The organism is Streptomyces sp. NPDC050625 (assembly GCF_040654755.1).
GTDB lineage: Bacteria > Actinomycetota > Actinomycetes > Streptomycetales > Streptomycetaceae > Streptomyces.
Map to the genome: position 1 here is coordinate 643,534 of NZ_JBFAIQ010000002.1, position 25,432 is coordinate 668,965.

21 protein-coding genes and 1 pseudogene are annotated in these 25,432 nt (G+C 72.2%); 11 read left to right on the forward strand and 11 right to left on the reverse strand.

Features of this window, described 5'->3' with window-relative positions; translation table 11 throughout:
* The first annotated feature begins 84 nt into the window (after positions 1–84).
* The 5 genes and pseudogenes from AB0I54_RS07035 to AB0I54_RS07055 form a co-directional block, all read left to right on the forward strand.
* Entirely contained in the window at positions 85–1,074 is a 990-nt protein-coding gene (locus tag AB0I54_RS07035; RefSeq protein ID WP_363294866.1) for a zinc-binding alcohol dehydrogenase, read from the forward strand.
* Positions 1,075–1,226: 152 nt separating this feature from the next.
* Entirely contained in the window at positions 1,227–1,625 is a 399-nt protein-coding gene (locus AB0I54_RS07040; RefSeq protein ID WP_363294867.1) for a 6-carboxytetrahydropterin synthase, read from the forward strand.
* A complete protein-coding gene (locus AB0I54_RS07045) occupies positions 1,622–2,809 on the forward strand; it encodes a glycosyltransferase family 4 protein (protein ID WP_363294868.1) in 1,188 nt (395 codons plus the stop codon). The genes AB0I54_RS07040 and AB0I54_RS07045 overlap by 4 nt, the downstream gene beginning before the upstream one ends.
* Positions 2,806–3,828 (forward strand): trans-aconitate methyltransferase, encoded by a 1,023-nt coding sequence (locus AB0I54_RS07050; RefSeq protein WP_363294869.1) that lies wholly within the window; start codon positions 2,806–2,808, stop codon positions 3,826–3,828. The genes AB0I54_RS07045 and AB0I54_RS07050 overlap by 4 nt, the downstream gene beginning before the upstream one ends.
* A pseudogene (locus AB0I54_RS07055) lies at positions 3,825–5,027 on the forward strand (lysylphosphatidylglycerol synthase transmembrane domain-containing protein); the annotation flags it as partial. The gene AB0I54_RS07050 and the pseudogene AB0I54_RS07055, both read left to right, overlap by 4 nt.
* 116 nt (positions 5,028–5,143) lie before the next feature.
* Here AB0I54_RS07055 and AB0I54_RS07060 read toward each other — a convergent pair.
* Complete coding sequence (locus AB0I54_RS07060) at positions 5,144–5,908, reverse strand: creatininase family protein (protein WP_363294870.1); 765 nt, start codon at positions 5,906–5,908, stop codon at positions 5,144–5,146.
* 38 nt (positions 5,909–5,946) lie between these two features.
* On the opposite strand from AB0I54_RS07060, the gene ribA reads away from it, so the two are divergent.
* From ribA to AB0I54_RS07075, 3 genes are read left to right on the forward strand one after another with little or no spacing between them, the layout of a single operon-like run.
* Positions 5,947–6,606 carry a GTP cyclohydrolase II gene (gene ribA, locus AB0I54_RS07065; protein ID WP_363294871.1) on the forward strand — a complete coding sequence of 220 codons (660 nt, stop codon included), beginning with the start codon at positions 5,947–5,949 and terminating at the stop codon, positions 6,604–6,606.
* 33 nt (positions 6,607–6,639) lie between these two features.
* Positions 6,640–7,608, forward strand: coding sequence for an ornithine cyclodeaminase family protein (locus tag AB0I54_RS07070; RefSeq protein WP_363294872.1), 969 nt, complete (start codon positions 6,640–6,642; stop codon positions 7,606–7,608).
* Positions 7,605–8,750, forward strand: a complete 1,146-nt coding sequence (locus AB0I54_RS07075) for an FAD-binding oxidoreductase (protein WP_363294873.1) — start codon at positions 7,605–7,607, stop codon at positions 8,748–8,750. The genes AB0I54_RS07070 and AB0I54_RS07075 overlap by 4 nt, the downstream gene beginning before the upstream one ends.
* 35 nt (positions 8,751–8,785) lie before the next feature.
* On the opposite strand, the gene AB0I54_RS07080 is transcribed toward AB0I54_RS07075, so the two are convergent.
* The 3 genes from AB0I54_RS07080 to AB0I54_RS07090 all read right to left on the reverse strand — a co-directional run bounded on the left by AB0I54_RS07080 (position 8,786) and on the right by AB0I54_RS07090 (position 12,006).
* The gene (locus AB0I54_RS07080; RefSeq protein WP_363294874.1) at positions 8,786–10,009 is read right to left on the reverse strand and encodes a serine hydrolase domain-containing protein; all 1,224 of its coding nucleotides are present in this window, start codon (positions 10,007–10,009) and stop codon (positions 8,786–8,788) included.
* A 75-nt stretch (positions 10,010–10,084) separates the two neighbouring features.
* A complete protein-coding gene (locus tag AB0I54_RS07085; RefSeq protein ID WP_363294875.1) occupies positions 10,085–11,428 on the reverse strand; it encodes an MFS transporter in 1,344 nt (447 codons plus the stop codon).
* Positions 11,425–12,006 (reverse strand): TetR/AcrR family transcriptional regulator, encoded by a 582-nt coding sequence (locus tag AB0I54_RS07090; protein WP_363294876.1) that lies wholly within the window; start codon positions 12,004–12,006, stop codon positions 11,425–11,427. Before AB0I54_RS07090 ends, AB0I54_RS07085 begins: the two co-directional genes overlap by 4 nt.
* Positions 12,007–12,118: 112 nt before the next feature.
* Here AB0I54_RS07090 and AB0I54_RS07095 point away from each other — a divergent pair, with 112 nt between their 5' ends.
* Complete coding sequence (locus AB0I54_RS07095; protein WP_363294877.1) at positions 12,119–12,556, forward strand: PPOX class F420-dependent oxidoreductase; 438 nt, start codon at positions 12,119–12,121, stop codon at positions 12,554–12,556.
* 54 nt (positions 12,557–12,610) lie between these two features.
* Here AB0I54_RS07095 and gnd read toward each other — a convergent pair whose 3' ends face one another.
* From gnd to zwf, 4 genes are read right to left on the reverse strand one after another with little or no spacing between them, the layout of a single operon-like run.
* Positions 12,611–13,492, reverse strand: a complete 882-nt coding sequence (gene gnd, locus AB0I54_RS07100) for a phosphogluconate dehydrogenase (NAD(+)-dependent, decarboxylating) (RefSeq protein WP_363294878.1) — start codon at positions 13,490–13,492, stop codon at positions 12,611–12,613.
* A gap of 2 nt (positions 13,493–13,494) precedes the next feature.
* Positions 13,495–15,198: a glucose-6-phosphate isomerase gene (pgi, locus tag AB0I54_RS07105; RefSeq protein ID WP_363294879.1), complete on the reverse strand. Its 1,704-nt coding sequence runs from the start codon at positions 15,196–15,198 to the stop codon at positions 13,495–13,497.
* Between the two features lies 1 nt (position 15,199).
* Positions 15,200–16,126, reverse strand: a complete 927-nt coding sequence (gene opcA, locus AB0I54_RS07110; protein ID WP_363294880.1) for a glucose-6-phosphate dehydrogenase assembly protein OpcA — start codon at positions 16,124–16,126, stop codon at positions 15,200–15,202.
* Positions 16,123–17,703 (reverse strand): glucose-6-phosphate dehydrogenase, encoded by a 1,581-nt coding sequence (gene zwf / locus AB0I54_RS07115; RefSeq protein ID WP_363294881.1) that lies wholly within the window; start codon positions 17,701–17,703, stop codon positions 16,123–16,125. Before zwf ends, opcA begins: the two co-directional genes overlap by 4 nt.
* A gap of 200 nt (positions 17,704–17,903) precedes the next feature.
* Between zwf and AB0I54_RS07120 the strand changes: the two genes are divergently transcribed.
* Positions 17,904–18,797, forward strand: coding sequence for an AraC family transcriptional regulator (locus AB0I54_RS07120; protein WP_363294882.1), 894 nt, complete (start codon positions 17,904–17,906; stop codon positions 18,795–18,797).
* A 98-nt stretch (positions 18,798–18,895) separates the two neighbouring features.
* Here the strand turns inward: AB0I54_RS07120 and AB0I54_RS07125 are convergent, their stop codons facing one another.
* The 3 genes from AB0I54_RS07125 to AB0I54_RS07135 all read right to left on the reverse strand — a co-directional run bounded on the left by AB0I54_RS07125 (position 18,896) and on the right by AB0I54_RS07135 (position 22,334).
* A complete protein-coding gene (locus AB0I54_RS07125; RefSeq protein ID WP_363294883.1) occupies positions 18,896–19,318 on the reverse strand; it encodes a hypothetical protein in 423 nt (140 codons plus the stop codon).
* A gap of 179 nt (positions 19,319–19,497) precedes the next feature.
* Positions 19,498–20,892 carry a glycoside hydrolase family 16 protein gene (locus AB0I54_RS07130; protein WP_363294884.1) on the reverse strand — a complete coding sequence of 465 codons (1,395 nt, stop codon included), beginning with the start codon at positions 20,890–20,892 and terminating at the stop codon, positions 19,498–19,500.
* 173 nt (positions 20,893–21,065) lie between these two features.
* Entirely contained in the window at positions 21,066–22,334 is a 1,269-nt protein-coding gene (locus AB0I54_RS07135) for an Ig-like domain-containing protein (RefSeq protein ID WP_363294885.1), read from the reverse strand.
* A 211-nt stretch (positions 22,335–22,545) separates the two neighbouring features.
* On the opposite strand from AB0I54_RS07135, the gene AB0I54_RS07140 reads away from it, so the two are divergent.
* Entirely contained in the window at positions 22,546–25,215 is a 2,670-nt protein-coding gene (locus AB0I54_RS07140; protein WP_363294886.1) for an FAD/NAD(P)-binding protein, read from the forward strand.
* The last annotated feature ends 217 nt before the right edge of the window (positions 25,216–25,432 follow it).

The following is a 25,432-nucleotide window of genomic DNA, read 5'->3' on the forward strand; positions in this document are numbered from 1 at the left end:
AGAGTCGATCAACGCCGCGTACTGTGCGCGGCCTGTGCACATCTCGGTACGTGAACAGGTTCCCGATCGTTCAGGAGGATGCCGATGAACCGCTCCGCGCGCGCTTTCTGGCTGAGCTCGCCGGGCCACGGCGAGATCCGTGACGTCACCCTCACGGGGCCCAGCCAGGGTGAGGTGCTGGTGCGCTCGCTCTACTCCGGCGTGAGCCGCGGCACGGAGACGCTCGTCTTCCGCGGGGGCGTCCCGGCCGGCCAGCACACCGCGATGCGGGCGCCGTTCCAGGAGGGCGACTTCCCCGGACCGGTGAAGTACGGCTACCTCAATGTCGGGGTCGTGGAGGAGGGACCGGATGAGCTGACCGGCCGAACCGTCTTCTGTCTGTATCCGCACCAGACCCGCTACGTCGTTCCGGTGAACGCGGTGACCCCGGTGCCGGAGAACGTGCCCGCCGAACGGGCCGTCCTCGCCGGGACGGTCGAGACGGCCGTGAACGCCCTGTGGGACGCCGCCCCCCTGGTCGGCGACCGGATCGCGGTGGTCGGCGGCGGCATGGTCGGCTGCTCGGTGGCCGCCCTGCTGGCCCGCTTCCCGGGAGTGCGGCTGCAGTTGGTCGACGCCGACCCGGCGCGCGCCAAGACCGCCGAGGCCCTCGGCGTCGGCTTCGCCTCGCCCGAGGACGCCCTCGGCGACTGCGACCTGGTCGTCCACGCCAGCGCCACCGAACAGGGACTCGCCCGCTCCCTCGAACTGCTGCGCGCCGAGGGCACCGTCCTCGAACTGAGCTGGTACGGCGACCGGCGCATCGCCCTCCCGCTCGGCGAGGCCTTCCACTCGCGCCGGCTCACCGTCCGTAGCAGCCAGGTCGGCACCGTCTCCCCGGCCCGCGCGAGTCGCAGCTACGCCGACCGGCTCGCCCTGGCCCTCGACCTGCTCGCCGACCCGGCGCTGGACGCGCTGGTCACCGGGGAGAGCCCGTTCGAGGAGCTCCCGGCGGTGCTGCCGAGGCTCGCCTCGGGAGAGATCCCCGCCCTGTGCCACCGGGTCAGGTACGCCGACCTCGCGGACACAGCCTGACGGACCCGTTCAATCCCGGACGACAAAAGGGTCTGACCTGAGAAAAGAGTGAGAGGGAGCTGAACACGGGGAAGCGAAGAGCCGTACTACACAGCATCCCCGCCAGCAAGGGGCCGGAGGGGCCAGACGTGCCGCACCTGGAGGGTCGTCCGTTGTTCAGCATCACCGTCCGCGATCACATCATGATCGCCCACAGCTTCCGCGGCGAGGTGTTCGGGCCCGCGCAGCGACTGCACGGCGCCACGTTCCTCGTGGACGCCACCTTCCGCCGTGAGCAGCTGGACGACGACAACATCGTCGTCGACATCGGACTGGCCACCCAGGAACTGGGCGCCGTCGTCAGCGAGCTGAACTACCGCAACCTCGACGACGAGCCCGACTTCGCCGGCGTCAACACCTCCACGGAGTTCCTCGCCAAGGTCATCGCCGACCGGCTCGCCGAGCGCATCGAGAAGGGCGCCCTGGGCGAAGGCGCCAGGGGTCTGGCGGGTATCACGGTCACCCTGCACGAGTCACATGTCGCCTGGGCGAGTTACGAGCGTGGCCTGTGACCGACATGGCCATCGACCGGGCCCCGGCCCTGACCTATGTGCCCGCGCAGCGCGCGGCCGCCCCTGCGAACGTCGGGATCATGCCCATGTCCCTGCGCACCGTGCACTTCGTGATGCCGGGCGGCGTCGACGACCCGGCCTCGCCGAGCGGCGGCAACGCCTACGACCGGCGCGTCTGCCTGGACCTGCCTGGGTTCGGCTGGCAGGTCACCAAGCACGCCGTCAACGGGGCCTGGCCCCGGCCCGGTGCGGCCGCCCGTGACGAACTCGCCCGCACGCTGCGGGAACTGCCGGACGGCACGGTCGTCCTGCTGGACGGGCTGGTCGCCTGCGGCGTCCCCGAGATCGTCGTCCCCGAGGCGGAACGCCTGCGCCTCGCGGTGCTCGTGCACCTCCCGCTCGGCGACGAGACGGGCCTCGACCCGTCGGTGGCCGCGGACCTGGACGCCCGGGAGCGCGCGGTGCTGCGGGCCGTACCCGCCGTCGTGGCCACCAGCGACTGGGCGGTCCGCCGCCTCGTCTCCCACCACGGCCTCGCCCCCGAGCGGGTCCATGTCGCCGCCCCCGGCGCCGACATCGCGCCGCTCGCGCCCGGTACCGACGGCGTCTCGCATCTGCTGTGCGTGGCCGCGGTGACCCCGCGCAAGGGGCAGCACCGGCTGGTCGAGGCCCTGGCGACGGTACGGGACCTGCCGTGGGACTGCGTCTGCGTGGGCGGACTCGGGCACGACCCGGAGTACGTCGCACATCTGCGGTCCCTGATCGCGAAGTACGGCCTGACGGACCGTCTGCACCTGGTGGGCCCCCGCGCCGGCGTCGACCTCGACGCCAGCTACGCCGCCGCCGACCTGATGGTCCTCACCTCGTACGCGGAGACGTACGGCATGGCCGTCACGGAGGCCCTGGCCCGGGGCATCCCGGTCCTCGCGACCGATGTCGGCGGTCTGCCCGAGGCGGTCGGCCGCGCCCCCGACGGCGGCGTGCCCGGCATCCTCGTGCCGCCGGAGGACCCCGCCGCGCTCGCCGCCGAACTGCGCGGCTGGTTCGGCGAGGCCGATGTGCGCCGCCGGCTCAAGGCCGCCGCCCGCGGCCGCCGTGCGGCCCTCGACGGCTGGGCGACCACGGCCCGCAGCCTGGCCGGAGTCCTGCTGAGGCTCCCTGACGAACCCCGGAGGGCGGCATGAGGAAGACGACGGTGACCACGCCGACCGGGGCGATCCCGGCGCAGCCGGGGCCGCGCGGCGAGGAGCGTGCGCCCGTGTCCGGACCGGAGAGCGAGGAGGGGGTGTCCGACGTGATCGCAGGTGCCGGGCCCGTGGCCCGGCCCGGGGAGCGGGCCACCGTGCGGCTGCGGGAGGGCGGGTCCGAGGAGCCGCCGCGGTACGCGCCCGAGTGGCTGGAGTTGCGGGAGAGCGCCGACGCGGCCGCCCGCGCGCTCGATCTGCTCGACCCGCTGCGCATCCGGCTCGCCAACCTGCCGGGGCACACGGGCGGGTTCGCCGTGCACGACCTCGGCTGCGGCACCGGCTCGATGGGCCGCTGGCTCGCGCCCCGGCTCGACGGCGCCCAGCACTGGATCCTGCACGACCGCGACCCCTACCTCCTGCACTTCGCCGCCGTGGCCTCCCCGCGCGCCGCCGCCGACGGCAGCCGGGTCACGGTGGAGACGCGCCGCGGCGAGATGGCCCGGCTGACCCCGGACGCGCTGACCGGCGCCTCCCTGGTGACGGCCTCCGCGCTGCTCGACGTCCTCACCCGCGAGGAGGTCGAGACCCTCGCGGACGCCTGCGTCGGGGCCGGCTGCCCGGCCCTGCTGACCCTCTCGGTGGCCGGACGCGTCGAACTCACCCCGTCGGACCCGCTGGACGCCGACCTGGCGGAGGCGTTCAACGCCCACCAGCGCCGCGGCGGCCTCCTCGGCCCCGACGCGGTCACCGTGGCCTGCGAGGTGTTCGGCCAGCGCGGCGCGACGGTGAAGGTGAATCCGAGCCCGTGGCGGCTGGGCCCGGCCGAGTCGGCGCTGACCGCCCAGTGGCTGCGTGGCTGGGTGGGCGCGGCCGTGGACCAGCGCCCCGAACTGCGCGAGCGCGCCGACCGCTACCTCCAGGAGCGGCTGGCCGCCTGCGAGGCCGGTGAGCTGCACGTCGTCGTCCACCACAGCGACGTACTGGCGCTGCCCCGGCCCAGGGGCGGGGCGTCATGAGCACCGGGACGGTGGGCGCCGGGGCGACGTCCCGCACGATACGGGCGGCCGGCCACGCGCGCGTGACGCCCACGGCACCGGCACGCGCGCGCGTGCACAGGACCGGCACCGCGGCGACCGCGGGCCCGCAGGACGGCGGGGGTCTCGTCGTACCCGCGCAGGCGTCCGACGGCGGCTGTCTCGTCGTACCCGCCCAGGTGTCCGACGACGGCAGTCTCGCCGTACCCGCGCAGGCGTCCGACGACGGCTGTCTCGCCGTACCCGCCCAGGCGTCCGACGCCGGCTCCCCGGTCGACCCGGCCGGTGCCCTCGCGGCCCCGGACGGCGCCCCGGATGCCGGGCAACGGCACGGCACCGGCCCGCGCCGCCTCCTCGGCCGGCTCGACCTCCGGGCCGTGCGCGCGCACTTCGGCACCGTAGCCGGGGTCGCCATCCTCGCCGCGCTGCTGTGGAAGCTCGGCACCGGCGTCTTCCTGGACGGGCTGCGGCGGATCGATTCGCCCACGCTGCTGGCCGCCGTGGCCGTCGGGGTGGTCACCACCGTGTTCAGCGCCTGGCGTTGGCAGCTGGTGGCCCGGGGGTTGCGGATCCGGCTGCCCCTCGGGCCCGCCGTGGCCGACTACTACCGCGCGCTGTTCCTCAACGCGGCCCTGCCCGGCGGTGTCCTCGGCGATGTGCACCGCGCGGTCCGGCACGGGCAGAGCGCCGGCGACATGGGCCGTGCCGTGCGGGCGGTCGTCCTGGAGCGCGTCGCCGGGCAGATCGCGCTGGCCGTCCTCGGCGGTGCGGCCCTGCTGACCCTGCCGTCCCCGGTGCGGGACGACGTGCGCGGCTTCGCCCCGCTGGTGGCCCTGGCCGCGGCGGGCGCGCTCGCCGTCGTCCTCGCGCTCCGGATGAACCGCGCGCCCGCGCGGCGCGGCGGCGCGCTGCGCAGGACCCTCGGCGAGGCGCGCCAGGGTCTGCTGTCCCGCGGCAACGGGCCGGGCGTCGCGCTCTCCTCGGTGGTCGTCCTCGCCGGGCACGTCGCGATGTTCGTCGTGGCGGCCCATGTCGCCGGCTCCGGCGCCTCCGTCGCGGTGCTGGTCCCGATCGCGGTCCTCGCCCTGGTCGCCATGGGCCTGCCGCTGAACGTCGGCGGGTTCGGCCCCCGGGAGGGCGTCACCGCCTGGGCGTTCGGCGCCGCCGGACTGGGCGCGAGCAGCGGAGTGGCCGTCGCGGTCGTGTACGGCGTGCTGAGCTTCGTGGCGAGCCTGCCCGGCGCCGTCGTCCTGGTCGTGCGCTGGTACACCGGGCTGCGCTCCCGCGCCGGGTCGGACTACCCCGGCCCGTCCGTGGACGTGAGCAACTCGAAATACGCGCCGAAGGATTCGGCGAGGCTCGCCAGCAGTTCCTTCCCCTTTTCCGCCGACCCCAGGGAAGGACGGCCGATGACGCCCGATTCGGTATAGCGGGACATTCCCGTGGTGAGTAGATGACGGCGGTCGTCCGCCGTGAAATCGGCGGACTCGTAACCAGGGCGGACCAATTCGGGATGAGCGTGCAGCAGAATGGAGGTCTCGATTTCCCCCGCGTGCATGTCGGTGAGCATCGAGGTCCGCACGCCGGCCCGCTCCAGTGCCTCCTCCCAGTCCTCCGGGGCCGGGAACAGCGCCATCCGCTCCCCGCGCGCGGAGGACTCCTGAACGACGTTTCCCAGTACGTAGTTGCCGCCGTGGCCGTTGACCACGACGAGCGCGTCGACGCCCGACCGGCGCAGCGACGCGGCGATGTCCCGCACCACCGCATGAAGGGTCACGGACGAGATGCTGACGGTACCGGGCCAGGCCGCGTGCTCGTGCGAGCAGGCGATCGTCACGGGAGGAAGGAGATGCACCGGGTACGCTGCGGCGATCTCCCGCGCGACGGCACAGGCGACCAGGGTGTCGGTCGCCAGGGGAAGGAAGGGACCGTGCTGTTCGAAGCTCCCGACCGGAAGGACGGCGACCTGTGTTGAGACGCCGGCCGCCCGCGTCCGTACGTCGTCCGTGGTGTCCGCCGGCAACAGCCCGTATGCCGCCGTAGGCGCGCCCGAACCACTCATCTTTTCACGGCCTTTCGTCTCTGCTTAGGAATCAGATCATGACAGAAAACATCGGCGTACTCGGCCAGAAGACCCCACGGCGTTCGGGCGTGGAACGCGTCGTGAATGCACCGTTGCCCACCGTGTACGGGAAATTCCAGGCGGTCGGCTACCTGGACCACGACCGCGGTGACGAGCAAGTGGCCCTGGTCTACGGCGACATCGGCACCGAGCACGTTCTCACCCGGCTGCACTCGGAATGCCTGACCGGCGACGCGTTCGGCTCCCAGCACTGCGAGTGCGGCGACCAGCTGGCCTCCGCGCTGCGCGCGGTCGTCGCCGAAGGCAGCGGCATCGTCGTCTACTTGAGGGGGCACGAGGGCCGCGGCATCGGTCTGCTCGCCAAGCTGCGCGCGATGGCCCTGCAGGCGGAGGGCCTGGACACGGTGGAGGCGAACCTCGCCCTGGGCCTGCCGGTCGACGCCCGCGACTACGGCGTCGCCGCCGGGATCCTGCGCGACCTGGGGGTCCGCTCCGTACGTCTGATGTCCAACAACCCGCGCAAGCGCGAATCGCTGCTCCAGCACGGCATAGAGGTCGCAGAGACGGTTCCGCTGCTGATCGAGCCGTGCGAGAACAACATCACCTATCTGCGCACCAAGCGGGAGCGTCTGGACCACAACCTGCCCCATCTGGACGCCGTCGCCCACTGGTCCTGATTCGCCGGGCGACGGCCCGGACAGGATGTGGGGATGACCGACGACGTCCTCTTTCTCTCCGGCGAGCAGGTGGCGCGGCTGCTGGACCTCGACGCGGCGATCGCCTCGCAGCGGGCGGCCTTCACCGCGCTCGGGACCGGCGACGCCGACCTGCCCGGGAAGATCATGGAGCCCAGCCGCTTCGACGACAGCGTGGTCTTCGCCTACCTCGCCCGGCTCTCGGCGGACACCGGCCCGGTGGCGAAGTTCGGCAGCGTCAACCCGGGCAACGCGGCCGCCGGGCTGCCCACCGTCCATGCGGTCGTCACCGCCCTGGATCCGGTGACCGGCCGGCTCGCCGCCGTGCTGGACGGCACCGCGCTGACCACCCTGCGCACGGCCGCGGGCAGCGCCGTGGCCGTGGACGCGCTGGCCGTCCCCGGCGTCGTGGAGCCGGCCGTCCTGGGCTCGGGCACCCAGGCCCTCGCCCACGTACGGGCGATCGCCCGGGTGCGGGAGGTGACGTCCGTACGGCTGTGGAGCCCGACCCCCGCGCACCGCGCCCGCGCCGCGCGGACCCTGGCCGAACTGGACGTCCCGGTGCGCGCGGCCGACAGCGCCGAGGAGGCCGTGACCGGGGCTTCGCTGGTGGCCGCCTGCACGCTCAGCACGACACCCGTGGTGCGTGGTGAGTGGCTGGCGCCCGGGTGCACAGTGGTCAGTGTGGGCTCGTTCGAGCCGACCCGGCGCGAGGTCGACACCGAGGTCGTACGACGGGCCGCCGCCGTCGTCGTGGACGATCCGGCGACGGCCGCGGGACATGCCGGACCCGTCGTGGACGCGCTGCGCGAGGGCCTGCTCGCGCCCGCGGACCTGGTCCCGCTGGGCGAGGTGCTCACCGGACGGCGCTCCGCCCGCACCTCGCCCGACGACATCGTCTACTACAACAGCGTCGGACTCGGCATCCAGGACGCCGCGGCGGCCTGGGCCGTGATCCGCGCGGCGAAGGAGGCACGCGCGTGAATCTCCAGGCCCGGGTCGTGGTCATCGGCGGCGGGGTGATGGGCACCAGCATCGCCTACCACCTGGCGAGCGCCGGCGTACGCGATGTCGTGCTGGTCGAGCGGGACGAGCTCGCCGCCGGCTCCACGTCGAAGGCGGCGGGCGGGGTGCGGGCGCAGTTCTCCGACGCGCTCAACATCCAGCTCGGGGCGAGGAGCCTGGAGGCGTTCGGCCGGTTCGAGGAGGACACCGGGTACGACATCGGGCTGCACCGGGTCGGCTACCTCTTCCTGCTGTCCACGCCCGAGGAGGTGGCCTCCTTCGAACAGGGCGTCCGGCTGCAGAACTCGCTCGGTGTGCCCAGCCGTCTGATCACCCCGGGGGAGGCCCGCCGGCTGTCCCCGCTCATCACCACCGACGGCCTGCTCGCCGCCGCCTGGTCGTCGGACGACGGCCACTGCACCCCCGAGTCCGTCGTCCACGGCTACGCGGCCGCCGCCCGCGCCCACGGCGCCCGGATCCTGCGCCACACCGAGGTCACCGGCATCGAACTGCACGGCGCCGGCATCACCGCCGTGACCACCACCCTGGGCCGGATCGCCACCGACACCGTGATCTGCGCGGCCGGGGCGTGGTCGCGGGCCGTCGGCGCGATGGTGGGCGTCGACCTGCCGGTGGAGCCGCTGCGCCGGCAGGTCGCCGTCACCGAACCGGTCCCGGGCCTGCCTCCCGCCCTCCCCATGACGATCGACTTCACCACCAGCCTCTACTTCCACGCCGAGGGCCCCGGCCTGCTGCTCGGCATGTCCGACCCCGACGAGAAACCTGGCTTCGCCACCGACACCCACGACCGCTGGATCCCCCGCCTGTACGAGGCGATGCAGCGGCGCGCGCCCGCCCTGCTCGACCTGCGCCGCACCGGCGGCTGGGCGGGCCTGTACGAGAACACCCCCGACCACAACGCCCTGATCGGCGAGGCGACTTCGGTCTCCCGCTTCCTGTACGCGACGGGCTTCTCCGGCCATGGTTTCCTGCAGGGCCCGGCCGTCGGCGAGGTCGTCCGCGACCTGTACCTCGGCCGCGAACCCTTCCTGGACGTCGGCCCGTTGAGCGCCGCACGCTTCGCGGCCGACGCCCCGCGCCCGGAGGCCAATCTGGTGTGACGGAGCCGGGGCCGTGCCGTGAAGCCGGTTCGTCCTCAGTCGACGACCGCCTCGTGCACCAGCCGCTTCAGCTCCGGGAACACCTTCAGCGTCTTCGGCCGTACCTGGGTCATGAACTGCACCGTCAGGTCGCGGCTCGGGTCGACCCAGAAGGTCGTGGTCGCCACGCCGCTCCAGCCGTACGTGCCCAGGCCCGTCGGGGCGAGGGTGCGGGACGGGTCGATCACGACGGAGACGTTGAAGCCGAAGCCGACGCCCTCGTTGCCGGGTTCCTGGTGGGCCGGGGCGCCGAAGGTGCGCAGGTCGACGCCGCCGGGAAGGTGATTGCTGGTCATCAGGGCGAGCGTGCCGGGGGACAGGAGGCGGGTGCCGTCCAGTTCGCCGCCCCGGCGGAGCATCTCCATGAAGCGGTGGTAGTCGTACGCCGTGGCCGCCATGCCGCCGCTGCCGGACAGGAAGCGCGGCCGGCCGCGCAGCGGGAGCCCGGGGATGGGCGCGATGCCGCCGTCGTCCGTCTCGCCGTACAACTCCGAGAGCCGCGGGGCCTGTTCGGGAGTGATGTGGAGCCCGGCGTCCGTCATGCCCAGGGGGCGGAAGATCCGTTCGGCGAAGAACTCGTCCAGCGGCTGCCCGGAGACCACCTCGATGACCCGGCCGAGCACATTGGAGGCGACCGAGTAGTTCCACTGCGTCCCCGGCTCGAACTGCAGCGGCAGGCTCGCGTACACGTCGACCGTCTCGGCGAGGTCCGCGCCCGGCGGTACCGAGGACTCCAGGTGGGCGTCGCGGTAGAGGGCGTCGACGGGATGGGAGTAGTAGAAGCCGAACGTCAGGCCCGCGGTGTGGGTGAGAAGGTGCCGGATCAGGATCGGTCCGTCGGCGGGGCGGGTGCGCACCTCGGCCCCGGCTCCGCTCACATACACCCGCGGCTCGGCGAACACGGGAAGGTGACGGCCGACCGGGTCGTCCAGCGACAGCCTGCCCTCCTCCACCAGCAGCAGCGCCGCGACCGCGGTGACCGGCTTGGTCATCGAGTAGATCCGCCACAGCGTGTCCGGCTCGACCGGCAGCCCGGCCGCGATGTCGCGGTGGCCGTGCGTGGTGAGGTGGGCGACACGGCCGCCGCGGGCCACGGACACCAGGAAGCCGGGCAGGCGTCCGTCGTCGACGTGGTGCGCGAAGTGCTGGTCGAGGCGGTCAAGGGCCTTGGCGTCCAGCCCGACCTCGTCCGGCTCGACTTCCTGTCGCAGCTGTGCCATCGCTCTCCTCCGGTCGCGTCGTACGCGATGCGGTCCGGCATACCCCTCGGGGGCGGCTCCCGACCTCATCAGATCTCATCGTCGCTCAGAAACACGGAAAAGTGCCCGCTCATCAGCGTGTTGTGTGATCGACACGACGCCGCGCCCGGGAAGCGCCAAGGCAGCCACTGCGCCGAGCGCGGCCACGGCGGCCAGCACCGTCAGCGGCAGCGCGGTGCCCGCGCCCATGAGCGCGGTGGCCGCGGCCACGCCCAGCGTCGGGCCGATGTTGAGGGCGGTCTGCTGCAGTCCGCCCGCGACTCCGGCCGAACCGGTTTCCGCCTGCCGTACGACGACATGGGTGGCCGCCACCATCACCGTGCCGAACCCGGCGCCCAGCAGCGCGAACCCGCAGCCCAGGGCGAGGGCGCCGGACGCCCGGGACAGCAGCAGGACGCCGAGCGCGAGGACCGCCGTCGCCGCTCCCGTCGTACGGCGGGCACCGACCCTGCGCAGCAGTACGGCGCAGCCGGGGGCCGACAGCACCATCAGCACCGCCAGCGGCAGGCTGCGCAGGGCGCTGTGGAACGGGTCGAGGCCGAGGGTGCGCTGCAGGACGTAGGTGGCGACGAACAGCGTGCCGAACAGGGACGCCGACGCGGCGACCAGGATGCCCAGCGCCGCGCCGACGGACGCCGAGCCGATCACCTCCGGTGGCAGCAGCGGGCTCGCGGTACGGCGTTCGTGCCGGACGAAGGCGGCGCCGGTGAGCGCCGTCAGGCACAGGCCGAGGGGATGCGCTGCGACCAGTGAGTGGACCAGGCAGGCGAGCGTCACGGCGAGCAGCAGGGCGCCGGGCACGTCCAGCGGCCTGTCCGGAGCGCCGGCGAGGTCGGGGCCGCGGGTGGCGAGGGCGAGCACGCCGAAGCCGAGCGCGGGCAGCACATTGAGGAAGAAGACCGCCCGCCAGCCCAGCCCGGTCACCAGCGCCCCGCCCAGGACCGGGCCCGCGGCGGCCGCGAGGCCGATGGCGCTGGTCCGCACCGCGAGTGGCATCGCGAGCCGGTCCGGCGGGTACGCCGCGCGCAGCATCCCCAGCGTGGCCGGTTGCAGCAGCGCGCCGAACACCCCCTGCGCGACGCGCAGCGCCATCACCCAGCCCACGCCGGGCGCGAGGCCGATGCCCGCCGAGGCCGCCCCGAACCCGAGCATGCCGCAGGCGAACACCCGCCGCTGCCCGTACCGGTCGCCGAGCCGCCCGGCGAACACCAGCAGGCTCGCGACCGCGATGAGATAGGCGGTGCTGGTCCACTGGACCTGCGCGAACGACGCGTGCAGATCCCGTTGCAGGGTGGGCTGCGCGACGGTGAGGACCGTACCGTCCAGGGCGACGACGACGGCGCCCACCACGCTGCTCGCCAGCGTGAGCCGACGGTTCACCGCGCGCCGTCCGGCCCAAGGTGGGCGTCCAGGGCGGAACGCAGCAGCGGGGCGAAGTCCTGTGCGCCGGTGGCGAGTTGAAGGCTCTGCCAGCTCCACAGCTGGGCGATGCCGTGCAGATTCGCCCACAACGCCCCGGCCACGAGGGAGGCGTTCGCGTCCGGCCGGACCCTGCCGACCAGGTCCGTCAGCAGGCCGAAGAGCGGCAGGCTGGTCTCGCGCAGGCCCAAGTGCCCGCTCTCCAGCAGATCGTGACGGAACATCAGCTCGTACATGCCGGGGTTTTCCAGCGCGAACCGCAGATAGACGTCCGCCAGCGCCGTCAGCTGTGCGCGCGGCGGCACCGCGCGGTGGTCGAGCACCGCGCCCGCCCGGTCGGCCAGCGCGTCGAAGCCACGGCGCGCGATGGCCGACAGCAGCTCCAGATGGGTGGGGAAGTAGCGGCGCGGCGCACCGTGCGAGACCCCCGCACGGCGGGCGATCTCCCGCAGGGTCAGCGCCTGGGCGCCCTCGGCGGCCACCAGTGCCACGCCGACATCGACCAGCCGGGTTCGCAGACCCGTATCGGACTCACTCATAGACAGTGTCTACCAAGGCTCGGTAGACACTGTCTACTACCCGTCTCTGCCGCCCCGAACAGGAGGCGTCCGGGCGGGAATGCGCGGACCGCCCCGCCCCGTTGTTCCAGGTATGACTGAGGACGCCGCGCAGGACGCACTGCTGAAGCTGCTCTCCGACCGCCACGGCGGGGTACTGGTCACGCTCAAGCGTGACGGGCGCCCTCAGCTGTCGAACGTGAGCCACGCGTACTACCCCGACGAGCGGATCATCCGCGTCTCGGTCACGGACGACCGTGCCAAGACGCGCAACCTGCGCCGGGATCCCCGTGCCTCGTACCACGTCACCAGCGGTGACCGGTGGGCGTACACGGTCGCCGAGGGCACGGCCGACCTCTCGCCCGTCGCGCAGGACCCGTACGACGAGACGGTGGAGGAACTCGTCCGGCTCTACCGCGACATCGTGGGCGAACACCCCGACTGGGACGACTACCGGGCCGCCATGGTCCGCGACCGGCGGCTCGTCCTGCGGCTGCACGTCGAGCGGGCCTACGGCGCTCCCAAGCGCTAGGTGCATTGATCACGAGCGTTGACGACGCTCGTGATCAACACAGCCAGGACGCGGTCACTCCTTCGTCGGCTCGACCGCGTGGCCGCCGAACTGGTTGCGCAGGGCGGCGATCATCTTCATCTGCGGGGAGTCGTCCTGGCGGGAGGCGAACCGTGCGAAGAGGGAGGCGGTGATCGCGGGCAGCGGCACCGCGTGGTCCACGGCCGCCTCGACGGTCCAGCGGCCCTCGCCGGAGTCCTGTGCGAAGCCCTTCAGCTTCTCCAGGTGCTCGTCGTCCTCCAGGGCGTTGACCGCGAGGTCGAGCAGCCAGGAGCGGATGACGGTGCCGTCCTGCCAGGAGCGGAACACCTCGCGCACGTTGTCCACCGAGTCGACCTTCTCCAGGAGCTCCCAGCCCTCGGCGTAGGCCTGCATCATCGCGTACTCGATGCCGTTGTGGACCATCTTGGAGAAGTGCCCGGCGCCGACCTTGCCGGCGTGGACATAGCCGTACGGCCCCTCGGGTTTGAGCGCCTCGAAGATCGGCTGGAGCCGTTCGACGTCCTTCTTGGCGCCGCCGACCATCAGGGCGTAGCCGTTCTGCAGGCCCCAGACGCCGCCGGAGACGCCCGCGTCGACGAAGCCGATGCCCTTGGCGCCGAGTTCCGCGGCGTGCTTCTCGTCGTCCGTCCAGCGGGAGTTGCCGCCGTCGACGACGGTGTCGCCGGCCTCCAACAGCTCCCCGAGTTCGTCGATGACGGACTGGGTGGCGGTGCCGGCCGGGACCATCACCCAGATGGTGCGCGGGGCGTCGAGCCGCGCGACGAGTTCGGCCACGTCCGCGACGTCGGAGAGCTGGGGGTTGCGGTCGTAGCCGAGGACGGTGTGGCCGGCGCGGCGGATCCGCTCGCGCATGTTGCCGCCCATCTTGCCGAGACCGATGAGTCCGAGCTGCATGGTCAGTTCACTTCTTCCTGAGCGTTCCGAACGTTCTGCGCGTTGCGGGTGTTCTGGGCGTTCCGGGTGTTCTTGAGCTGGCGATACGCGGCGACCAGAGCCCGGGTGGACGGGTCGAGACCGGGGACGTCCGCGCCCTCGGTGAGGGCGGGCTCGACGCGCTTGGCGAGGACCTTGCCGAGCTCCACGCCCCACTGGTCGAAGGAGTCGATGTTCCAGACCGCGCCCTGGACGAACACCTTGTGCTCGTACAGCGCGATCAGCTGGCCGAGGACCGACGGGGTCAGCTCGCGGGCGAGGATCGTGGTGGTGGGGTGGTTGCCCTTGAACGTCTTGTGCGGCACCTGCTCCTCGGGTACGCCCTCGGCGCGGACCTCGTCGGCGGTCTTGCCGAAGGCCAGGGCCTGGGTCTGGGCGAAGAAGTTTGCCATCAACAGGTCGTGCTGGGCGGCCAGTTCACCGCTCAGCTCGTCGACGGGCCGCGCGAAGCCGATGAAGTCCGCCGGGATCAGCTTCGTGCCCTGGTGGACGAGCTGGTAGTAGGCGTGCTGCCCGTTGGTGCCGGGCGTGCCCCACACCACCGGGCCGGTCTGCCACTGGACCGGCTCGCCCTGCCGGTCCACCGACTTGCCGTTGGACTCCATGTCCAGCTGCTGCAAGTAGGCGGTGAACTTGGAGAGATAGTGCGAGTACGGCAGCACCGCGTGCGACTGGGCGTCGAAGAAGTTGCCGTACCAGATTCCGAGCAGGCCGAGGATCAGCGGGGCGTTGGCCTCGGCGGGCGCGGTGCGGAAGTGCTCGTCGACCAGGTGGAAGCCGTCGAGCATCGACCGGAACCGGTCCGGGCCGATGGCGATCATCAGGGAGAGGCCGATCGCCGAGTCGTAGGAGTAGCGGCCGCCGACCCAGTCCCAGAACTCGAACATGTTGGCCGTGTCGATGCCGAAGTCCGCCACCTTCTCGGCGTTCGTCGACAGCGCCACGAAGTGCCTGGCCACCGCCTTCTCGTCGCCGTCGAGGCCCCGCAGCAGCCAGGAGCGCGCCGAGGTGGCGTTGGTGATCGTCTCGATGGTGGTGAAGGTCTTGGACGCGACGACGAACAGTGTCGTAGCCGGGTCCAGGTCCCGTACCGCCTCGTGCAGATCCGATCCGTCCACGTTCGACACGAACCGGAACGCCAACTCCCGTGCCGTGTACGGGCGCAGCGCCTCGTAGGCCATGGCAGGGCCCAGGTCCGAGCCACCGATGCCGATGTTGACGACGGTGCGGATCCGCTTGCCGGTGTGGCCGGTCCACTCGCCCGAGCGGACCCGGTTCGCGAAGTCGCTCATCCTGTCGAGCACGGCGTGCACCGCGGGGACGACGTTCTCCCCGTCGACCTCGATCACCGCTTCGCGCGGGGCGCGCAGTGCGGTGTGCAGGACGGCGCGCTTCTCGGTGACGTTGATCTTCTGCCCGCGGAACATGGCGTCCCGCAGTCCGAAGACATCGGTCGCGGTGGCCAGTTCCTGCAGCATGGCCAGGGTCTCGTCGGTGATCAGATGCTTGCTGTAGTCGATGAGCAGGTCGCCGACCCGTACGTGGTACCGCTCGGCCCGCGCGGGGTCCTCGGCGAACAGGTCCCGCAGCCGGTTCTGCCACTGGGCGCGGTGGTCCTCCAGGGCCGTCCACTCGGGGCGCCGGGTGAGCTTGGGGGTGCCGGACATGTCAGGAGTGCTCCTCGGTGTCCTTGGCGCGCAGGGCGATGGCGTACATCTCGTCGGCGTCGAGGCGGCGCAGTTCCTCGGCGATGAGTTCGGAGGTGGCCCGGACCTTCAGGGCGAGCGTGCGCGGCGGCTGGCCCGGCAGGGTCAGCGTGGCCAGCGGGCCCTCGGGCCGGTCGATGACGATCTCGCCGCCCGCGGTGCCGAGGCGTACGGCCGTGACGACCGGTCCGGCGGTGACCACGCGGTCGACCTTGACCTTCAGCCGTACTCCCAGCCAGCGGGCGAGCAGTTCGGCGGCCGGGTTCTCGGCCTCGCTCTCCACGGCGGCCGAGATCACCGGCACCCGGGCCTGGTCCAGGGCCGCCGCCAGCATCGAGCGCCACGGGGTCAGCCGGGTCCAGGCGAGGTCGGTGTCGCCGGGCATGTAGGCGCGGGCACGGGCGTCGAGGGCCTCCAGCGGGCGCTCGACGGCGTACAGATCGGTGATCCGGCGCTGCGCGAGCGCGCCGAGCGGGTCCTTGGCGGGCACCTCGGGCGCGTCCGCCGGCCACCAGACGACGACCGGGGCGTCCGGCAGCAGCAGCGGCAGCACCACGGAGGCGGCGTGGTCGGAGACCTCGCCGAAGGTCCGCAGGACCACCGTCTCGCCGGCGCCCGCCTCGGAACCGACCCGGACCTCGGCGTCCAGCCGCGACCGGGTGCGCTCCCGCGGGGTGCGGGACTGCCGCCTGATGACGACCAGGGTGCGCGAGGGGTGCTCGTGCGAGGCCTCCTCGGCCGCCTTGATCGAGTCGTAGGCGTTCTCCTCGTCCGTGACGATGACCATCGTCAGGACCATCCCCACGGCCGGGGTCCCGATGGCGCGGCGGCCCTGCACCAGCGCCTTGTTGATCTTGCTTGCCGTGGTGTCGGTCAGGTCGATCTTCATGGCCTGCGCCAGCTCCGTCCGTCTCGTGCGAGCATCTCGTCGGCTTCCTCAGGTCCCCAGCTGCCCGACGCGTACTGCGCCGGCCGGCCGTGTTCCGTCCAGTACTCCTCGATCGGGTCGAGGATCTTCCAGGACTCTTCCACTTCCTGGTGACGGGGGAACAGATTGGCGTCGCCGAGCAGTACGTCCAGGATGAGCCGCTCGTACGCCTCCGGGCTGGACTCCGTGAACGACTCGCCGTAGGCGAAGTCCATCGTCACGTCCCGGATCTCCATCGAGGTGCCCGGCACCTTCGACCCGAATCGCACGGTCATGCCCTCGTCGGGCTGGACGCGGATGACGACCGCGTTCTGCCCCAGCTCCTCGGTGGCCGTGGAGTCGAAGGGGGAGTGCGGGGCCCGCTGGAAGACCACCGCGATCTCGGTGACGCGGCGGCCGAGGCGCTTGCCGGTGCGCAGATAGAAGGGGACGCCCGCCCAGCGGCGGTTGTCGACCTCCAGCTTGATCGCGGCGTAGGTGTCGGTCTTCGACTTGCCGTCGATGCCCTCCTCCTGGAGGTAGCCGATGACCTTCTCGCCGCCCTGCCAGCCCGCCGCGTACTGTCCGCGTACGGTGTGCGCGCCCAGGTCCTCGGGCAGCCGCACCGACTTCAGCACCTTCAGCTTCTCGGTGAGCAGCGCGTCCGCGTCGAAGGCGATCGGCTCCTCCATGGCGGTCAGCGCCATCAGCTGGAGCAGATGGTTCTGGATGACGTCACGGGCGGCGCCGATGCCGTCGTAGTAGCCGGCGCGACCGCCGATGCCGATGTCCTCGGCCATGGTGATCTGCACATGGTCGACGTACGAACGGTTCCAGATCGGCTCGTACATCTGGTTGGCGAAGCGCAGCGCCAGGATGTTCTGGACGGTCTCCTTGCCGAGGTAGTGGTCGATGCGGAACACCTGGTCGGGCTCGAACACGTCGTGCACGACGGCGTTGAGCCGCTGGGCCGACTCCAGGTCGTGGCCGAAGGGCTTCTCGATGACCGCGCGCCGCCAGGAGCCCTCCGGCGCGGCGGCCAGGCCGTGCTTCTTCAGCTGTTGTACGACCTTCGGGAAGAACTTGGGCGGCACGGAGAGGTAGAAGGCGAAGTTGCCACCGGTGCCCCGGGAGGCGTCCAGCTCCTCGACGGCATTCTTGAGCTGCTTGAACGCCGTGTCGTCGTCGAAGTCGCCGGGGACGAACCGCATGCCCTCGGCGAGCTGCTGCCAGACCTCCTCGCGGAACGGGGTGCGCGCGTGCTCGCGGACGGCGTCGTGCACCACCTGCGCGAAGTCCTGGTCCTCCCAGTCCCGGCGGGCGAAGCCGACGAGGGAGAAGCCCGGCGGCAGCAGACCGCGGTTGGCCAGGTCGTACACGGCCGGCATCAGCTTCTTGCGGGACAGGTCACCGGTGACGCCGAAGATGACCAGACCGGACGGGCCCGCGACACGGGGCAGCCGGCGGTCGCCCGCGTCGCGCAGGGGGTTCAGCCAGTCGGTGGCCGGGACGACGGGGAGGCGCACCTCCGCCGCGCCCTTGGCAGGCTTGTCGCTCATCACGCGTCAACTCCCTTGCTGTCGCTCGAAGCCGTCGGAGGTCGGCGTGCTCATCTTCAAGAAGTCCTCGATGGAAGCGAGATTGCTGACCGGACGCGTTCAAAAGTAAAAGTCTGACTTTTTGGAGGGAAGGTCGGGGTGTGCCAGCCTTTGGTGAAAGTGGGACACCGGCGGCACCCGAGGGACGGCACGGGAAAGACATGGCGGACAGAACGGCCCAAGAGGGCGGCGGAGACGGGATCAGAACCTTCCCCTTCCCGGTCGATCTGAGCGTCTGCGGCGTGGGCATGCAGACCGGCCCCATGGGCGCCGGCCACACCTGGCACGCCGCCGCCCCGCTGCACCGCGTCCACCGCATCGACTTCCACGTGGTCATGGTCTTCGACCACGGCCCCGTACGACACATGATCGACTTCGCCGAGTACGAGGCGAGGGCCGGCGATCTGCTGTGGATCCGCCCCGGGCAGGTCCACCGTTTCTCGGACACCGACGAGTACCACGGAACCGTTCTGACCATGCAGCCCGGCTTCCTGCCCCGGGCCACCGTGGAGGACACCGGCCTGTACCGCTACGACCTGCCGCCGCTGCTGCGCCCCGACCCGGCCCAGCTCGCCGCCCTGCGCGCGGCCCTCGCCCAGCTGCAACGCGAGTACGAGGACACCTCGACCCTCCCGCTGACCTTGCACACGGCGGTGCTGCGCCACTCCCTGACCGCGTTCCTGCTCCGGCTGGCACACCTCGCGGCCAGCTCCGCGGAGGCCGCCCGGCTCCAGGCCGATTCGACGTTCACCCTCTTCCGCGACGCGGTCGAGCAGGGCTTCGCCACCAACCACAGCGTCAGCGCGTACGCCGACACCCTCGGCTACTCCCGCCGCACCCTCGTCCGCGCGGTCCGCGCCGCCACCGGCCAGACGCCCAAGGGCTTCATCGACAGGCGCGTCATCCTGGAGGCCAAGCGCCTGCTCGCCCACACGGACCTGCCGATCGGACGGGTGGGCGCGGCGATCGGCTTCCCCGACGCCGCGAACTTCTCCAAGTTCTTCCAGCTGCACACGGGACAGACGCCGGTGGGATTCCGGGCGGAGCTGCGGTAGCGGTCCGGGCCGGAAGGGGGAAGCCCCGGTCGCCCGTACCCGATCGGGCGCGCCAATTCCCGATCGGGCGCTAGTACCCGCCAGTTCCCGATCGGGCGCTAGTACCCCATCGGACGGTAGTACCCCAGCACCGCCGCCAGCTGCGCGAACCACTGCCCCAGCACCTCGCGCGGCTTCGCCGCCACGACGCACTCGTAGACCCTGCCGTCGAGGTGGACGACGGCCATCATCAGAGCCTTGCCCGAGGGACTCGCCTTGTAGTGGACGCTGCGGATCTCGGGCCAGGGGAACTCGGCGATGACGTCATGGTCCTCGAAGGCGACGCCGTTCATGTCGACCACGATCGAGTTGTGACGGTCGACAGCCAGGAACTCCGGTCCCGCGGGCGCCGGTCCGGGCGGCACCGGCGGCGCGGGTGGCGCCGGCGTCTGCGGGTACTGCTGCGGCACGGGGGCGTACTGCGGCGGCGGAGGCCCGAACCCCTGTGGCTGCTGCTGGCCGTACCCCGGCTGGTTCGTCATGGGTCCCCCGGTCCCCCGCACTTCGTCGTCTCCCACGGAGAACCTACCCGTCGCCTCCGAGACCTACCGAAGCGGCCCGGCTGTTCTGATCGGCACGGGGTGCACGGCGGCGACGCCAGGGGCCGCCCCCTGCGCGGAGGTCGAGCCGCCCGGCGCCGCCGGATGCGGTAACTCCCTTGTCAGTGACCGAAGTCGAACCAGTTCACGTTCACGAAGTCGGCCGGCTGTCCGCTGGTGAAGGTGAGGTACACGTCATGGGTGCCGGTGACCGAGCTGATGTTGGCCGGGACCGTCCGCCAGGACTGCCAGCCGCCCGTGTCGGCCAGCGCGAAACTTCCGACGGGCGCGTTCGTACGGCTGTCGAGGCGGACCTCGACCAGGCCGCTCACCCCGGAGCCCGCACCGCTCGCCACCCGGGCGAAGAACTGCGTGGCCGGCGTCGAGCCGAAGTTCACGCCCTTGTACTGCGCCCAGTCACCGTTCGCGAGCCAGCCGATGTTCTGCCCGCCGCCGGTGTCCGTGGTCGTCTCGGTGCCCACGCCGGACTGGCTGTCGTACGACTCGGCCTGGATCGCGCTGTAGGCGTCCCGGTTGCCGGAGGGCGGGGGAGTGGTGCCGCCCCCGCCTCCACTGCCGGACTGGAGGACCTGTACGTAGTCGACGACCATCGGGCGCCCGGACTGGGTGTCGCCGTCAAGACCGCCGCCGAGCGCGTCCGGGAAGGCGCCGCCCATCGCCACGTTCAGGATGACGAAGAAGCCGTGGTTGGTGGCGTTGGCCCAGGTCGTCGCGTCGACCTGGTTCGCCGTCACCGTGTGGTAGTTGACGCCGTCGACGTAGAAGCGGATCGCTTCGGGGCTCACCGAGCGGTCCCACTCCATCGTGTAGGTGTGGAAGCCGGACTGGCAGGTGGTGTTCGGGCAGGCGACGTTGTTGCCGATGCCGGAGGTCTCGTTGCACGGGCCGCCGGGGTTGGTGCCGCAGTGCATCGTGGCCCAGACCTTGTTCAGGCCCTGCACGTTCTCCATGATGTCCAGCTCGCCGACGCTCGGCCAGTTCTGGTAGTTGCCGCGGTAGGGGGCGCCCAGCATCCAGAAGGCGGGCCAGTAGCCCTCGGCCGCGGTGCCGGTGACGTTCGGCATCTGGAGGCGGGCCTCGACCCGCAGCTTGCCGCCGGCCGGGGGCTGGAAGTCGGTGCGGGTGGTCTCGATGCGGCCCGACGTCCAGTGGCCGGACGCGTCGCGCACCGGGGTGATGCGGAGGTTGCCGTTGCCGTCCAGCGAGACGTTGCTGGTGCTGGACGTCATCGTCTCGACCTCGCCGGTGCCCCAGTTGGCGGGGCCGCCGGGGTACGAGGTCCCGGTGTCGTACTGCCAGTTCGAGGTGTTGACGCCCGAGCCCGCGGAACCGTTGAAGTCGTCCAGGAAGACCTGGGACCAGCCGGACGGGGGTGTGGGGGCGGAGGCGCTGGCGGGCAGGGTGGCGACCGTGGCAGCAGTGACGGCCAGACCGATCGTCGCGAGCACGGCGACGAGGGCCCGCCGCCGTCTGGGTATGCCGGAGGTTTCACTCATGGGGGTGCCTCTCGGGTACGGGGAGGGGAAGCGCGGGTGACCTAGAGGGCTGACCTTCGGAGCCGACCTTGGGGGCAGGCTCTGAGAGCGCTCTCAAAGTGCGCCCAATGTGCTCTCCGCTCCTCCGGTCGTCAAGAGTTGAAACAAAGAAAGTGCTTGATTCTCACGGGAGTTCACCCAGTGAAGCCGCCGCGGACCTGGACCGCGCTGCCCGCCTTCCAGTCCGCCCAGGACAGGTTCCAGCCGTTGAGGCCGTTGGACGGCTCCACGGTCCGCTCGCCCGAGTTCTTCACGATCACCACATCGCCGAGCATCGAGCTCTCGTAGAACTCGTAGCCCGCCACGGAACTGTCGCTCGCGCCCTTCGCGTCGTGCAGGCCGACGCACCCGTGGCTGGTGTTCTGGTGCCCGAACACCGAGGTGGACGCCCAGTAGTTGCCGTGGACGAAGGTGCCGGAGGTGGTCAGACGCTGGGCGTGCGGCACGTCCGGGATGTCGTACTCGTCGCCGAGTCCGACCGTCGACGACTCCATCCGCGTCCGCTTGAACCGCTCGCTGATCACCATGATCCCGGACCAGGTGGTGTGCCGGGCGTTGCCGCCGCTCACCGGGTAGGTGGCGAGGGTCCTGCCGTCCCGCTGGACGGTCATCTCCTTCGTCGCCAGGTCGACCGTGCTGATCTGCTCGCGGCCTATGTGGAAGGTGACGTCCTTCGACTGGACGCCGTACACCCCGTCCGCCCCCTCGACGTCCTTCAGCCGCAGACTGAGCGTGATCTTCGTCCCGGCCGCCCAGTAGGTCTCCGGCCGGAAGTCCAGCCGGGTGTCGCCGAACCAGTGGCCGACCACCTCGACGGCCGGCTCGGCGGTCACCGTGATCGCCCTCTGCACGGCCGCCCGGTCCCGCACCGCGTGCGTGAAGTCGATCGACACCGGCATGCCCACGCCGGAGGTGGAGTTCGCCTCGGGCGTGAAGTACCCGACGAACGTCGCGCCGGGCGACTTGGTGGTGAACGTCGACACGGTCTCCTCGGCGGCGCCCTTCGCCCTGGCGGTCACGGTGTACTTCGTGCCGGAGTAGGGGTTCTTCGCCGAGGTCCATGTCGTCCGGGCGTCGTCGTAGGAGCCGGACAGGGTGGAGCCGTCGTTGCCGGTGACGGTCACCGAGGCCAGGGTGCCGTCCGTGACGGTCACCTCGACGGGGCTGTCGAATCCGGCCTTTCTGGTGCCGGAGGCGGGGGTGACCGCGATCGTCGCCTTCCTGTCCGTGACGGTCCGCGCGGAGCCCGTGGCGTCCTTGCCGTCCGCGGCCGGCGAGCCGTCCGCCGCTCCACCGCAGCCCGCGAGGGCCGCGGCCGGAGCCGCCCCGAACGCGGCGAGGAGCCCGCGCCGGGTCCACCGGGACTGCCGTCCCGACCGGTTGGAAATGTGCGAGACGCCCACGACACGCCTTCCTGAGTTGTCCGTCCGTGCCTGCGCATCCTGCGTCACTTGTCTGTACCGACCCTTTGAATCCGAGGGGTGCTTGCTGAGATTCCGGTGAGGACACGTGGGCCGAGACGGCCGGAAAGCGCGGTTGCCGGGGCCCCCGCAGGTATCGGAAGAATTCGGAACAGCAAGAAGAAGACGACCCACCCCCCCGCCGGAGGTATCCGTGACCCAAGTCCGCAAGCGGCACACCGTGGCCATCGTCGGAGCCGGCGCGGCGGGCGCCCTGACCGCCGTCCAGCTCTGCGAGACGGCGACCCGCCGCCGGACTCCCCTGGACGTCGTCCTCGTCGACCCGGCACCGGAGGCGGGTCGCGGTACCGCCTACGCCACGCCCGACCCCCGCCACCGGCTCAACGTCCCCGCGGGAAACATGAGCGCCTACCCCGACGAGCCGGGACACTTCACCCGCTGGCTGTGCCGGCACGGCGAAGCGTCGGTCACCGCCGCCGACTTCGCCACCCGCTACCGCTACGGCGCCTATCTCGCCGACACCCTCGGCCAGGCCGTCGTCCGCGCCCACGGCACGGTCGCCGTGCGCCGGCTGCGCACCCGCGCGGAGAGCTGTACCGGCACCCCCGACGGCCGGGTGGAGCTCCGCCTGGCCGACGGGGGACAACTGACCGCGGACGCCGCCGTCCTCGCCACCGGCCCCGCCGGTGCGACCGCGGCCTGGGCCCCGCCCGCCCTGCGCGACTCGCCCCGCTTCGTCGGCGAGCCATGGGCGCCCGGCGCCCTGGACGGCGCGCGCGAGGGCACCGACGACGTGCTGCTCGTCGGCACCGGCCTGACCGCCGTCGACCTCGCCCTCACCCTCGACCGCCCCGGCCGCACCGTGCACGCCCTGTCCCGCAGCGGACTGCTGCCCCAGCCGCACGCGCTGCGCCCGGCCGGGGTGATGACCGCACCCGACGGCCTCGACGACACGTCCCTGGGCAGGCTGCGCCGGGCGGTCTACCGCCACCTCAGCCGCTCGGTGCGCACCCACGGCGACTGGCGCCCCGGCCTGGACAGCCTGCGCCCGCACACCGTACGGCTGTGGCGCAGCCTCACCCCCGAGGAACGGGAGGAGTTCCTGGCCCGCGAGGGCGCCCTGTGGAACACCCACCGCCACCGCATGGCCCCCGCCACCGCCGAGCACGTCTCCCGGGCCCGCACCGCCCGCCGCCTCCACGTCCACACCGGTACGGTCGTCCGGGCCACCGCCAACGAGGACGGGACCCTCGCCGTCGAACTCTCCGGCGGCCGGACGCTGCGCGTCGGCTGGGTGGTCGACTGCACCGGGCCGGGGCGCCGCCTCGACGACCCGCTGTGGGCTTCGCTGCTCGCCTCCGGCGCGGCCGTGCACGGCCCGCTGGGCATGGGCGCGGCCACCCGTGACGGGCGACTCCTCGACGCCCACGGCCGTACCGGGCTGCCGCTGTTCACCCTCGGCTTCCCGCGCCGCGGCGAGCTGTGGGAGACCACCGCCATCCCCGAAATCCGCGTCCAGGCGGCCGAGTTGGCGCAGCAGCTGCTGGCGCCGCTCACCCCCAAGCCCCGCGCGAGCCGCCGACCCGTCGACGGGCACGGACTCGCCCTGACCACCCACGCCGAGGCGGCCGCCGCCTACCGCACCGGACTCGACCGGGTCCTCAGGGTGCGGTCAGGCGCCGAGGACGCCTTCGCCCGCTCGGTCGCCCTCGATCCCGGCTTCGCCCTCGGCCATGCCGCCCTCGCCCTGCTCGGCCACGAGTGCTCGGCCGCCGTCGACGTGCCGCGCGCCCTCGCCGACGCGCAGCGCTGCGCCCGCGAGCGGGCCGACGAGCGCGAGCGCTCCTTCGTGGACGTGATCAGCCGCCGGGTCACCGGCGACGACGGGGACGAGGCCCTCGTACGCCATCTCGGGGAGCACCCCGGTGACGCGCTCGCGCTCGCGGCGGCGGTGCCCACCATCGCCTTCTCCGGCGTCAGCGACCTCCAGGACGACGAGGCGCTGGGTCTGCTCGAACTGACGTCACCGGCCTACGACGGGCACTGGTTCCACACCTCGCTGCTCGCGTTCCTGCGCCAGGGGCAGGGCCGGCTGCACGAGGCGGGCGAACTCGCCCACCGGGCCCTGGCCGTCGAGCCGGCCTCCGGACACGCCGTGCACGCCCTGGCGCATGTGCACTACGAGTCCGGCGCGCACGAGGCGGGCCGCGACTGGCTCGACCGCTGGGTGTCGGGGCGGGGCCGGGGCGCGGTCCACCGGGCGCACTTCTCCTGGCACATCGCCCTGCACGAACTGGCCCTCGACGACCCGGCCGCGGTCCGCAGGCGCTGGTTCGCGCAGCTCGCGCCCGGCCGGGTGACCGGAATGCGGGCCCTCGTCGACTCGGGGTCGCTGCTCTGGCGGGCGCGGCTCAGCGACAGCTGGCAGGGCGAACTGCCCACCGCGGACGTGCTGGACTCGGTCGGCCGTGAGGTGCTGGAGCGGCCCGCGACCGCGTTCACCGCACTGCACGCCGCGGTCGCCCTGACCGCCGCCGGGGATCTGGCCGCCCTGCGCAGGCTGCGCGACCACGCGGCGGGGGCCGACCCCGTGCAGCGGGAGGTCGTCGCGCCGCTGTGCGAGGCGTTCGCCGCGCTCGTCGAGGAGCGCTTCAAGGAGGCGGCCCGCGGTCTCGACGCGCTGCTGCCCGTGCTGCGCAGGGTCGGCGGCAGCGCGGCCCAGCGCGAGGTCGTCGAGGAGACGCTGCTGTACGCGCTGGTGGCGGACGGCCGCTGCGAGGCGGCCCGCCGACTGCTGGACGCCCGCCTCGACCGCAAACCGGCGCCCCGCGACCGCCGGTTGCTGGCCGCACTGCCCGGCTGACCGACCAGCCGTATACCACCGGGACCCCGCATCCGATCACGCGTCGGATGCGGGATCCGTCGTTCTGCGGCCGCCACGAGGCTAGTCATCGGCGCACAGCCCTGCCCGTGCCGGTTCATCGTCCTTTAACTATCAGCGCTTACCTACGGTTCCGTAACCTCACGGCCTGCTCTGCTTCACGTACCTCTCCACCCCACGGAAGGAACGCTCTGAAGTG